Source organism: Parazoarcus communis SWub3 = DSM 12120 (genome assembly GCF_003226565.1).
Classification (GTDB): Bacteria; Pseudomonadota; Gammaproteobacteria; order Burkholderiales; family Rhodocyclaceae; genus Parazoarcus; species Parazoarcus communis.
Map to the genome: position 1 here is coordinate 1 of NZ_QKOE01000102.1, position 574 is coordinate 574.

Genomic DNA, 574 nt, shown 5'->3' on the forward strand with positions numbered 1-574 from the left:
ATTTCATCGTCGAGCCATTGGAGATGGGCGCTGATGCCCGCCTGGACGGCAGCACGCGCCACTTCCAGACGGTTGGCCTCCTGGGTACGCATGTTCTGCAGCGCGTCCAGGCGCAACACCAGTGCGCGCAGCGTCTGCACCGAAGCCGGTGGCGCCTGCCAGGGCTCAGGTCTGCGCTCATGGCAGAACTGTGCAATGAGGCTTGCATCAACCTTGTCGGTCTTGGTGCGCACCAGTTGTGATGCGCCAAAGGCCTTGATCTGCGCGGGATTGATCGCGCTGACAGTGAAGGCTTCGAAGCCTGCCAGATACAAGGCAGCGGCCTCCCAGTAGATGCCGGTCGCCTCCATACACACGTGGGCCGATTCGGCTCCGTGCTTGGTCAGCCAAACGCGCAGCGATTTGAAGCCCTCGGGTCCATTGGGGACGACTTTGTGGCGGATCTTGCCTGCGGGCGTACGCAAGGCGCAGTCGAGCTTGGCCTTGGCCACATCGATGCCCAGATGAAACGTATGCATGTGAAGTCCTCCGCTGATCTACCTTGTCAATGCGGGCTACCGGCATGCCGGGCCAA

1 protein-coding gene is annotated in these 574 nt (G+C 61.8%); it reads right to left on the reverse strand.

Going from position 1 to position 574, the window contains the following annotated elements:
- A partial coding sequence (locus DNK49_RS23235) for an IS110 family transposase (RefSeq protein WP_165843434.1) occupies positions 1-518 on the reverse strand: 518 nt, incomplete at its 3' end.
- Between the last annotated feature and the right edge of the window lie 56 nt (positions 519-574).